Source organism: Gemmatimonadaceae bacterium (assembly GCA_036496605.1).
Classification (GTDB): domain Bacteria; phylum Gemmatimonadota; class Gemmatimonadetes; order Gemmatimonadales; family Gemmatimonadaceae; genus AG2.
In genome coordinates, this window is the sequence record DASXKV010000022.1 from 48,573 (window position 1) to 60,542 (window position 11,970).

Here is an 11,970-nt window from a genome sequence, read left to right on the forward strand (position 1 = left end):
CACCTTCACTCTCCGCGCCTTCGCTCCTGATCGAGCAGATACGCAGCGAGGACACGCGCCGTAAAGGGATCTTCGTCGACGTTGCGTGAGTAGGCTTTGAACGCTGCACGCGCGCCCTCGAAATCGCCGAGCTGGATGCGAGCAACGACGACGCCGTTACGCACGAGCGAGATCGGCAGCCAATCCACCGAGTCGCGGAGACGAGCGTCGATCAGCGTTTGACCAGCTCGCGACGCTTCCTCGAAATTCCACGAAGCGAGGCCGTGCAAGAAGTCGATCGCCGCGCGCGCGGGAGCGGGCGCGTTCGCGCGAGTCGCGTACGCGCGCAACGCCGAGTAGAAACTCTCGTCGACGGCGCCGGCGGTGCCCCCGTGCACGAGTCGTTCGGACTCGCGCATGTCTTCTGCCCACACACGCCAATCGGCCGGGGGTGCCGAACCCACGATTTGGCGGGTGAGCTGGTCGAGCCGGACGCGCGCTTTCGCATCGTCGTCGTCACGCCTAACGTTGGTGTTCGCCAGTCGCCCGGCGGCCAGCAGCAGACGGAGACGCGCGCCATGAGCGAGCTCGTCGACGTGCGTAATCTCCGGCAAGACGGACAGCGTCGTGGTCCCGAATGCGCGCTTGCGTCCCGAGAGTGCCGCGGCGATGTCGAAGCGACTCTCGCCAAGGCCACTCACGCCATCCGCGTTGTCCTTCAGATATCGCGTGCGCTCCGCGCCCAGATCGAGGGCAGGAAAGTAGTCGGAGTTCGGCGTCACCTGCGTGGAGAGATACGGATGAAGGAGCTGGCGGCCGGCGAGGCGTGTTGCCTCGAGCGCCTCTGGGGTAAGCGGGATCGCGCGGCGTAGATCGTCGGAGAGCCCAGGGAAGTCGACGACGCGCCAATCGGGTGCGGGAAGCACATGGTCGTTGCTCGCGACGATGAGAATGTCCGCATTCGAGGTGAAGAAAATCTCATACGACGCAAAATTCTGATCGAGGGCGGCGAGCACCTGCGTCGCGAGCCTATCATCCAACTCGTAGAGGTGCAGCCACTGCCCGAACACGCCGCCATCGGCGAGGTGCGTGCGGACGCGTCGATAGAACTCGGTTGTGAACAGACCGGACACGCCGCTCACCCACGGGTTCGAGGGCTCGCTGAGAATGAGATCGAAGCGGCGGCCGCTGGCGGCGAAATACGACTTCGCATCGTCGAGCACGAAATGGGCGCGCGGATCTTCGAACACGCGTCTGTTGGCGGGAAAAAAGAAGCGCGACGCCTTGATCATTTCCGGCTCGATCTCGATCGTCGCAAGGTGCCTAACGTTTGGACTGCCGAGCAACAAGTGCGACGTCATGCCCGAGCCCTGGCCGATGACGGCGACCTCCCGGGCGTTGGGATGGTGCGCGAGGGTGACGATCGGGAGGAGAACCTGCGTTGCGATGTCGTCCGCGAGCGGCCGTGGCGGTCCGGAGCGCGACGGATTCTTCCAGAACTCGTCCATCGATGCGTCGGGCTTGCCATTCGTCGAAAGCGTGATGAAACCGCTCTGCATCCGGCGGATGCTTACCGTTGCGGTGCGGCCGTCACGGTAAAAGGGGACCGTGTATTCGCCCTTCTTCGGCAAGACCGCATAGCGATAGACGCCACTCGTCAGGCGCATTGGGTCGAAGTCGACGACGATGATATTGAGTGCGACGAAGCCGGCGAGCAGGACGGTGACGCCCATCAGCCGCGAGGTCGACGGCGGCCGGAGGCGTGTCGAGGGGCGCGTCATGTCGCCTTCCCCAGCGCGCGCCACGACGAGCAGCAGGGCGAGTCCCAGCGCGATGTCGACCAGGGCGCCGGTGATGAGCAGCAGCTTGAGGCCGAGCACCGGCATGAGAATGAGTCCGGCAATCAATACGCCCGCGATGGAGCCAAGCGTGTTGACGCCGTAGACGGCGCCGATCGCCCGCTCCCCGCGGACACGCCCACCGTCGTCCATCAGCATCTTGGTAATGAGCGGGAGCGTGATGCCAGCGCAGAACGTTGCCGGGAGCATCACGAGGAGACAGATCGCATAACGAGCGACGAGAAAGCCACGGTATCCGGCGTTACTCTGCTTGAATGTGTCGAGCAGGGTAGCCACCCAGCTGAACGACGCGACATAGAGCGGCAGCGTCGCGATGGCCAGCATACCCATGATGCACTGCACCACTCCGAGCAGTGACAGCGGACTGGCTGCTCGATCGGCGCGACCGCGAATCCAGAAGGCGCCCAATGCGAGACCGAGGATGAACGCCGACAGCATCAGCTCGAACGAATGGGTCGCGCTGCCGAGGACGAGCGAGAGCATGCGGATCCAGGCGATCTCGTAGATAAACGACGCGACGGCGGTTCCGAACGAGACGGCGAGCAGCAGCGCGACCGGCGTGGGGCTCGCTGGGATCGCGTGCCCGTTAGGCAGAACGGGAGTGACGGCCGCGGCTTCCTCCGCGGGAGCCGACGCCATGAGCCGTGCGCCGAGCGCGACGACGCCGGCAGCGATGAAGTTGAGAATCGCCGCGGTGATGAGCGTTCCGGGCAGCCCAACGCGATCGAGCAGGACAAAGCCCGCGAGCAGGACGCCTCCAGCCGCGCCGAAACTGTTGGCGAAATACAGCAGGCCGAGGACGCGACCGGCGCGTTCGCGAAGCAGGCGAATCGCGCCCGCGCTCATGAGCGGGAACGTGGTCCCGAGCAGGATGGACTGCGGCAGGATCATGAGCCCGGCGAGGAGCCATTTGACCGCCACCAGCGACCAGCCGCCGGCCAGCGCGGGGAAGATCGAGTCGTACGCAACGTTGGAGATGTCGACGTAGACGTAGTTGAAGGCGAGGCCAATCAAGCCAATGCCCGCCTCGATGCCCGCGTACCAGAGCAAGGGATGGCGAAGGCGCTCCGAGCGCTGCCCAACGAGGAGGGATCCTAGCGACATCCCTCCGAGGAAGATCACGAGGACGATGATCTGCGCATACGCGCTGTGGCCGACAAGGAGGCTGAGGTAGCGGCTCCAGATCGACTCGTAGATGAGTCCCGCGGCGCCAGAAATGACGAAAACGAGAGTGAGGAGCGCGAGCACGGCGTAGGGCGTTGGGCGTGGAACGTACAGGGTAGAGGGCGGAGGGTCGCGGGCGGAGGGTAGAGGGTATTGGGTAGAGGGCGGAGGGTGGAGGATAGAGCGTATTCCGTGAAGTTCTGGGTGGTGAGGGCTCCCGTTTTGACCCCTCCACGCTCTCCTCAGCGACCCTCCACCCGCTGCCCTCTACCCTCTACTCTCCGCCCTCTACCCTCTACCCCTCTACCCTCTACCCTCTACGCATACGCTGAAACCTGGACAATGATTGGGCCGATATATCCGCAGATATATCGTACTGTCGACAGATATATCTGCGGCATATCACAAACGTCGGCGAATTGAAAGCAAGTAACTACTTGCATTCACCTGAATCCCCATCTAGAATCCGCCGCCATGGATACTCGTGAACGAATCCTCCAAGCGGCAGCGCGTGTCTACGCGCAGCACGGATTTCGCGGCGCGACCACCCGCCTGATTGCCATAGAAGCCGGCGTCAATGAAGTCAGCTTGTTCCGTACCTTCGGATCCAAGGCGTCGCTGTTCGAGGCGATGATGCAGTCGCATGCGTCTTCGTTGCCCGCCCCGACGCTCCCTGAGAATCCCGGGGACCCACAGACCGAGATCACGCCGTGGTGTGCCGCGGTTCTCGCACACATGCGGCAGTGGCGCTCGATCATCCGGAAGTCCTTCGGCGAGCTCGAGGAGCGACCCGAGGCCGCAATCGTGATGTGCGAAGGCCCCAACTGTGCCGCCGTCGCGCTCACCACCTACGTGGAGCGCCTGCAGGCAGCAGGATTCGCGGATGACACCGCGGACGTAGCAACCGCCGTTTCCATGTTCATGTCGTCGATGTTCGGGGATGCGATCGGCCGTGACGTCTTGCCGCCGCAGGCGTTCCCGCAGCCGGAGGAAGAGGCGCCGGCGAAGTACGTCAGCGTGTTCCTGCGCGCCGTCGGTGCGTTAGGCGCGGGCGATGCCGTCCCGCTCAGGACCGCGTACGACGCGAGCGGCCGTCGGGCGGCATCGCAGTAAGCCGCCAAACAATCACCATCATCACCGTAGGGATCATGTCTCGGACCCACAGCCGAGGTGTCACCATCGCCGCCGTCAGCACGCTCGTTGCGCTCACGGTTCAGGCCCCGCGACCCCTTGGAGCACAGCAGGACACCGTTCGTCAAGCACCAGCGGTCGCGGGGCGCCGCCTCTCGCTCCAGGATGCACTCAAGGCGGCCGAAGCGCAGAGCGAGGCGGTCCAGATCGCACGCGCCGGCCTAACGAGGGCGGAGGGCCAGCGCTACCAGGCGCGGAGTCAGTACATGCCGCAGGTCAGCGCGGTCGCGATCTATCAGCGAACGCTCAACTCGCAGTTCCAGGGCGTCAGCTTCGGCGCGCCGGCCGATACGTCGACCACGCCACGACCGCAGGCGCTCTGCGCGCCGTCGATTGCCGCCAACGCGAAGCCGGCGGATATCCAGGCCGCGCTGGCGCAGGCGAGTACGTGTCAGGCGGCGTCGGGTGGCTTCAACTTTCAGAGCGTGGGCTTCGGCGCGCCGAACCAGTACACGGCTGGTCTGAACTTCTCACAGAACGTCTACACCGGCGGACGCGTGTCCGGTCAGTACCAGGCGGCGAAGTCCGGACGCAACTCGGCCGCCATCGAGGTTGCGGCGCAGCGAGCGCAGCTCGCGCTCGATGTGACGCAGGCGTACTACGACGCCGCGCTCGCCGATCGGCTCGTGTCCATTCAGGAGTCTGCGCTCTCCCAAACGGAGGAGATCCTCCGGCAGACGCGCGTCGCGAAGCAAGTCGGCAATCAAGCCGAGTTCGACCTGCTGCGCGCCCAAGTCACGCGGGACAACCAGGTTCCCGTCGTGCTCCAGGCGCGGAACACGCGCGAGGTCGCGTATTACCGGCTTAAGCAGTTGCTCAACTTACCGATGGACGGTGCCTTGGCACTCACGACTCAGCTCGACGACTCGACGGCGACGTCGAGCACCGTGCTCGCGGCCGTGAACGCTGGCAGCTCGCGCGCGATCTCACCCGCGGCGGCGACCGTCGCGTCGATGGTCGTCGATACGAACGTCAGCAGTCGCGCGCCCGTCCGGGAGCTGGAGGAGAACGTTCGTGCGCAGGAGGGACTGCTCAAAGCAGCGCATGGCGAGCGTTTGCCCTTCGTGCAGATCACGTCCGGATACCAGCGACTGTACTTCCCGACGAATCTGGTCCTGCAACTCAACAATGCGCGCATCAACTGGACGGTCGGCATCACGGCATCGTTGCCGATCTTTGACGGAGGCAAGATCAAGGGCGATGAGCTGATTGCTCAGGCGAACCTTGACCAGGCGCGCGCGCAACTGCAGCAGACGCGCGAGGTCGCGGCGCTCGATGGACGTGTCGCACTCAGCGCACTGCAGCAGGCCGAAGCAACGTGGCAAGCGAGTGCGGGAACGGCCCAGCAGGCCGAACGCGCGTACAACATCGATCAGATCCGATATCGCGAGGGGATCTCGACGCAGACGGATCTTTCGCAGTCGCGAATTCTGCTCGAACAGGCGCAGGCGAATCGAGCGCAAGCCGCTCGTGACCTGGCGGTGGCGCGAGTGAAGATCGCGCTCTTGAGGGACCTCCCGCTCCAGGCAGCAGGAGCAGGCGCGCAGGCGCAGTCGCAGTCACAAACGCAATCGGGCAGTGCGGTGAACGGTTCGGCGCCAGGAGCGCAGAGCGGTGGCGCAACACAGCAAACGCCCACACGAACGCAGACACAAGCCGCCGCGAGCGCGAGCGGAGTTTCCGGGGGAGGTATCACGCCATGAGTACGATACGGCAGGCGAGACGGGGGGCACGCGGAATCATTGGTTTGACGCTGCTGGCGGCAACGACCATCGGCGCGGCCGCATGTCGCCGCGGCGATGCGAACGCGGAGCCGGCAACGACCGAGTCCGTGGTCATTGGCCCCGAGAACATCGTGATTGTCTCGGAGCAGGATATTCGAACGGGGCCGGCGTTGTCCGGTTCGCTCGCTCCCGAGCGCGAAGCGACCGTGCGATCGGAGCTGTCGGCGCCGGTCGTCGAGACGATGATCGATCAGGGTCAGCACGTCAACGCGGGACAGCTCCTCATGCGTCTGGACGACACTGCGATTCGCGATCAAGCGACATCGGCGCGGTCGGCGGTGACAACGGCGCAGGCGAATCTGACCGTTGCCCAGCACGAGCAGAGTCGCAACGAAGCGCTCTTGAAGGCAGGCGCGATCGCCGAGCGCGCGGTAGAGCAGTCGCGGGCGCAGGTGACTGCCGCGCAGGCGCAATTGGCGACGGCGCAGGCGCAGCAGGCGTCGGCGGAAAAGATGTTATCGAACACGCGCATCACCGCACCCTTTACGGGCATCGTGAGCGCGAGGTCGGTGAACGCGGGTGACGTCGTGTCATCGGGGACGGCTCTCGTGACGGTGGTCGATCCATCGACGATGCGACTCGAAGCGTCGGTCCCTGCCGAGGCGTTAGGCGCGATTCGCCTCGGCGCGCCAGTTGATTTTTCAGTGACGGGCTACCCCAACCGTCATTTCACCGGTCGCGTGACGCGGATCAACCCAATCGCAGATCCGGCGACGCGACAGGTGCGCATCATCGCTTCGCTGCCGAACACCGGTGGGACGCTCGTCGGTGGCCTCTTTGCCGAGGGGCGCGTGTCGAGCGAGTCTCATCGCGCGGCGGTCGTGCCGCAGAGCGCGGTGGACGAACGCGGACTGCGGCCGAGTGTCGTTAGGCTGAAGAGCGGCCGGACGGAAAAGACGGAAGTCTCCCTGGGCCTTCGCGACGCCGCGACGGAGACGGTTGAGATCACGCAGGGCCTCTCGGCGGGTGACACGGTGTTGTTAGGCGCCGCGCGCGGCATCAGCGTGGGAACGCCGGTTCGTGTCTCGACGCCGAATGACGTGAAGAAATGATGATGGCTGTTGGCGGCAATCGACTACCAGCCACCAGTCACGGACAATAGACCAAACGCTAAGGCCATGTTCATCTCAGATTTCGCCATCAAGCGCCCACTGATCACCGTGGTGTCGATGCTCGCGCTGGTGGTCTTCGGCATCTTCGCGCTGCTCAAGCTGAAGACCGACGAGTTTCCGGACGTCGCGCCGCCGTTCGTGTCAGTGGGGATCGTGTATCCCGGCGCCTCGCCGGACATCGTCGAGAAGCAAGTCCTCGATCCCGTCGAGGAACAGATCCAGGCCATCTCCGGCGTGAAGCAGGTGATGGGCAAGGCGTACGACGGTTATGCGCTGATCCTCGTCGAGTTCCTGTTTGAAAAAGATCTTAACGAGGCAACGCAGGATATCAGAGACGGGATCTCGACCATTCGATCCGATCTTCCCATTGAAATGAAGGAACCGATCATCAAGAAGGAAAATGATACGGACCGGCCCATCGTCTCGCTCGCCCTCTCGTCGACGACATTGTCGCCGGCGGAGATGACGAGGCTGGTCGATCCCGGCATTACGCGCGAGCTGCGCTCGCTGCCGGGCGTCGCCGACGTGCTGGTATTCGGAAAGCAGGAGCGCGAGCTCACGGTCGAGCTCAAGCCGCAAGCCTTACAAGCCGTCGGTGTGAGCGTCGGGCAAGTTGTGCAGGCGTTGGAGCTGCAGAACCTGGCGTCACCGGTCGGCCACGTCACGGGCTCGCTCGACGAGCGCTCGATCCGACTCAAGGGACGGCTCGAGAATCCCGAGGAGTTCACGCATCTCGTGGTCGCCGAACGAAACGGCCAGCTCATTCGTCTTGGCCAGGTCGCGGAGATCAAAGACGGCACGATCGAGCCGCGCACGCTCGGGCTCTATGAGAGCCGTGAAGCGGTCGGCATCGACGTCAAGAAGTCGAAGGGCTACAGCACGACCGATGTTGCCAGTCGATTGATCACGCGCGTGGACGAGATCAAGAAGCGACTGCCGCCGGGCACGACGATCGAGGTCGTCAAGAACTCCGGCGTTCGCGTCGACCACGCCGTTCACAACGTTCAGGAAGCGCTGATCGAGGGCGCCATCCTCACGGTGCTCGTCGTATTCCTGTTCCTGAACTCGTGGCGCTCGACGGTGATCACTGGGCTCGCGTTGCCGGTGTCCGTTCTTGCCTCCTTCATCGCCGTCTGGGTGCTCGGGTTCAAGCTCGAGACGATGTCGCTCCTCGGACTCTCGCTCGCGATCGGTATTCTGATCGACGACGCCATCGTCGTCCGCGAGAACATCGTTAGGCACGTGGAGATGGGGAAGGATCACTACACGGCGTCTCGCGAGGGCACCGACGAGATCGGTCTCGCCGTGGCGGCGACGACCTTCTCGATTCTCGCTGTATTCGTGCCCATCGGCTTCATGCCCGGTATCGGCGGACAGTGGTTCAAGCCATTTGCATTGACGATCGCGTGCTCGGTGCTCGTGTCGCTGTTCGTGTCGTTCTCACTCGATCCGATGCTCTCGGCATACTGGGCGGATCCGCATCGACCGGAGCACGAGAAGTGGTGGATCACGAAGCAGCTCGATCGCTTCAATCACTGGTTCAATCGGCAGGCGCAGAACTACAGGACGATCATTGCATGGGCGCTGGATCATCGTGCGGCGATGATCACGATCGCCAGCGGCGCGTTCTTCTCGGCCTTCGTACTGCCGTCCAAGGGTCTCACGGGACTCGCGGGGGCCATCGCCGGCGTCGCGATCGTCGCGTATGCCTTCAGCAAAGAAGGCCTGGAGTGGTGGGGACGCACCCTGATGGCGCTCGGCGGAGTCTTCGCCGGTGTCGTGCTCGTGAGCGTTGCCAATCCGGTTCGGACCGTTGGCGTTGGATTCTTCCCCGAGGATGACCGCGCCGAGATGACGATTGCGCTTGAGACACCGCCAGGCTCGAACCTCGAGTACACGCGGCTCAAGGCAGAGGAGGCCGCGCGGGTTGCGCGATCGCACAAGGAAGTTCTCTACACGTATACGACGTTAGGCAACGGCGCGACCGGCACCGTCGACGAGGGGAACATCTACGTTCGTCTCGTGCCGAAGGACAAACGCTCCATCAGTGCCGAACAGTTCGCCAACGTTCTACGCGCCGAAACGAAGCGCGTCGCAGGCGTGACGCTGTCCGTGTTCACGAGCGACTTCGGTGGTGGACGCAAGCAGTTGCAGATGCAGCTTCGCGGCAACGACCTCGTCGCGTTGAACCAGGCGGCGGAGATGGTGCGCGAGGAGGTGCGAAGGGTTCCGGGCGCCGTCGACATCGGCCTCTCGACCAAGGGACAGAAACCCGAGCTCAACGTCGAATTGAATCGCGGCGTCGCTGGCAGCATGGGCATCACCGTCGGCGAAGTCGCGCAGGCGTTGCGCCCTGCGTTCGCGGGCCTCAAGTCTGGCGATTGGGTGGACCCGAGCGGTGAGACGCGCGACGTGGAAGTTCGACTCTCGCCCGAGTCACGTCGGCGAGCGTCCGACCTCGCGGCGCTGCCACTCGTCGTCGCCGGACCGAATGGGCTGCCGAGTACTCTGCCACTCGGCCAGGTGGCGACGATTCGCGAGAGCACGGGTCCCGCGATCATCGACCACCTCGATCGCGAGCTTGTCGTTACCGTCGAGGCAAACACGTCGGGCCGCGCGTCGGGCGACGTATCCGCCGATATCGAATCGCGCATCAAGAAGCTGACCTTGCCGCCCGGCGTGCGCTACACGTTGGGCGGTGAGTCGAAGGATCAGAACGAGGTGTTCGGGCAGATCTTCTTTGCGCTCGGCGTCGCGTTGATGTTGATGTACCTGATCCTCGTCGTGCAGTTCGGATCGTTCCTCGACCCGGTCGCGATCATGATCTCGCTGCCGCTCTCGTTGATCGGTGTGATGGTGTCCCTGGCGATCACCGGCAACACCATCAACATCATGACCCTCATCGGGGTGATGATGCTCATGGGAATCGTGGCGAAGAACGCGATTCTGCTGATCGATTTCGCGAAGTGGGCGCGTGAAAAGGACGGCAAACCCCTTCGTGAGGCGCTCATCGAGGCGGGCGCGATCCGGTTGCGTCCGATTCTCATGACGACGTTCGCGCTGATCGCCGGCATGATTCCCGTGGCACTCGGTCGTGGCGAGGGCGCGCAGTTCCGCGCTCCGCTCGGAATCGCGGTTATCGGCGGCGTGATCACGTCGACGTTTCTGACGCTGCTCGTGATTCCGACGGGCTACGAGATCCTCGACGAGTGGCGTCGGGCATTTGCCCGGTTGACTGGGTATCGGCCGCGTCAGATGACGGCAGAGCACCCGGTGCCGGCGATGGGAGACTGATGGCTGCGCGCCGGCCCCTGTACGCGTCAGGCGCGAAAGTGTACGCTTTGGGATGCTCGTGTATCTCAATGGCCAATACGGTCCCGCGGGTGAGGCGACGGTCTCGGCGCTCGATCGCGGATTCATCTTCGGCGACGGCGTTTACGAAGTGTGGCGGGTGGTGCGCGGCCAACTGTTCGAGGCGGCGCGCCATCAGGCCCGTCTGGAGCGAGGGTTACGCGAGTTGCGGATCGCGCGTCCCGCAGACGGATCGCTAGAGCGCATCACGGCGATCGCCGCACGGCTGTTGAAGGAGAACAGACTCACCGACGGGGACGCGACTCTGTACGTCGAGATCACCAGAGGGACGGCACCACGAACGCACTACTTCCCCCCGGCCGCCACGGCGCCGACGCTGCTCGTGACGGCGAACACGTTCACGCCGAGCGACGCGCGGTTCACGGGGACGCGCGTCATCACTCAACCGGACGTGCGGTGGCTACGGTGCGACCTCAAGACCGTCCAGCTCCTGCCTAACGTCTTGGCTCGTCAGGTGGCAACGGAGGCTGGCGCGAGCGAGGCGATCTTCGTGCGAGACGGAAACATCACCGAAGGAACGCACACAACCGTATTTGCCGTCGTCGACGGTGTGCTCCGGACGCATCCGGCGAGTCATCTCGTGCTGCCCGGTGTGACTCGCGACGTCGTGATCGAGCTCGCGCCTGACGCTGGGATCCGAGTGGACGAAAAGCCGATCGGCGTCGAGGAGCTTTCGCGTGCGACTGAACTGTTCCTCACCGGCACGACGACCGATGTAACGCCAGTCATCTCCGTAGACGGCCGACCGATTGGGGACGGGTCGCCGGGACCGATTGCGCGTGCCTTGCTCGAACGATTGCTGGAGCGGATGGGCATGCGCGCCGCGGCGTTCGCGACGTCACGGGATTGAGGGCAGGGGGCATTCTGCTTTCCACGCTGCTCATCGTGATCCCGCGTGCGGGTGACTCGCTCACCGCGCTGCAGCGGCTGTGGGCGTACATAACGCTGGGCGCGACCGGGATCGTGACGGAAGAGGCCGCGCCCCTCGTCGGCGGTCTGATGGCGCACGATGGGCATCTGAAGCTCGTCGCGGTGGGTCTCTGGATCACCGGTGGCACCTGGGTGGCGGACATCCTCTTGTACTACCTGGGCCGTTGGCGGGGCGACTGGGTGCGCCAGCGTTGGCCAAAGCTGCGGGAATTCATGCTGCGCGTGTTCAGTCTGGTGCGTCGCCATCCATGGCGCTGCTCGATGGCCGTTCGATACGCGTACGGCTTGCGCCTAACATTGCCGCTGGCATGTGGTGCGGCGCGCGTGCCCTTCTGGCTCTACCTGATCGGGAGCGGGATCAGCGCGCTGTCGTGGGCGTTCCTGTTCACGTTCGCCGGTTGGGGCTTCGGAGAAGCAGCGCTTCGCATCCTCGGGCACGTGCGACGTTACGAAGTGAAGATCGCGCTCGGCATCGTCGTCGCCGTGATCATCATGTTCTATCTGATGCGCAAGCGACACGTCGGTGAGGAGGTCGTGGACGCGCTGGAGCGCGAAAGGACTGTCCGGTAGACCCTGGAT

Annotated in this window: 7 protein-coding genes; 6 read left to right on the forward strand and 1 reads right to left on the reverse strand. The window is 64.3% G+C overall.

Going from position 1 to position 11,970, the window contains the following annotated elements; translation table 11 throughout:
- Nucleotides 1-5: 5 nt before the first annotated feature.
- Nucleotides 6-3,086, reverse strand: coding sequence for a fused MFS/spermidine synthase (locus VGH98_07895; GenBank protein HEY2375884.1), 3,081 nt, complete (start codon nt 3,084-3,086; stop codon nt 6-8).
- 390 nt (nt 3,087-3,476) lie between these two features.
- Here VGH98_07895 and VGH98_07900 point away from each other — a divergent pair, with 390 nt between their 5' ends.
- The 6 genes from VGH98_07900 to VGH98_07925 all read left to right on the forward strand — a co-directional run bounded on the left by VGH98_07900 (nt 3,477) and on the right by VGH98_07925 (nt 11,961).
- Entirely contained in the window at nt 3,477-4,115 is a 639-nt protein-coding gene (locus VGH98_07900; GenBank protein ID HEY2375885.1) for a helix-turn-helix domain-containing protein, read from the forward strand.
- 35 nt (nt 4,116-4,150) lie between these two features.
- Nucleotides 4,151-5,896, forward strand: a complete 1,746-nt coding sequence (locus VGH98_07905) for a TolC family protein (protein HEY2375886.1) — start codon at nt 4,151-4,153, stop codon at nt 5,894-5,896.
- Nucleotides 5,893-7,029, forward strand: a complete 1,137-nt coding sequence (locus tag VGH98_07910) for an efflux RND transporter periplasmic adaptor subunit (protein ID HEY2375887.1) — start codon at nt 5,893-5,895, stop codon at nt 7,027-7,029. The genes VGH98_07905 and VGH98_07910 overlap by 4 nt, the downstream gene beginning before the upstream one ends.
- A gap of 66 nt (nt 7,030-7,095) precedes the next feature.
- Nucleotides 7,096-10,383: an efflux RND transporter permease subunit gene (locus VGH98_07915; protein ID HEY2375888.1), complete on the forward strand. Its 3,288-nt coding sequence runs from the start codon at nt 7,096-7,098 to the stop codon at nt 10,381-10,383.
- Nucleotides 10,384-10,435: 52 nt separating this feature from the next.
- Nucleotides 10,436-11,311 (forward strand): D-amino acid aminotransferase, encoded by an 876-nt coding sequence (locus VGH98_07920; protein ID HEY2375889.1) that lies wholly within the window; start codon nt 10,436-10,438, stop codon nt 11,309-11,311.
- A gap of 35 nt (nt 11,312-11,346) precedes the next feature.
- Nucleotides 11,347-11,961, forward strand: coding sequence for a DedA family protein (locus VGH98_07925; GenBank protein HEY2375890.1), 615 nt, complete (start codon nt 11,347-11,349; stop codon nt 11,959-11,961).
- The last annotated feature ends 9 nt before the right edge of the window (nt 11,962-11,970 follow it).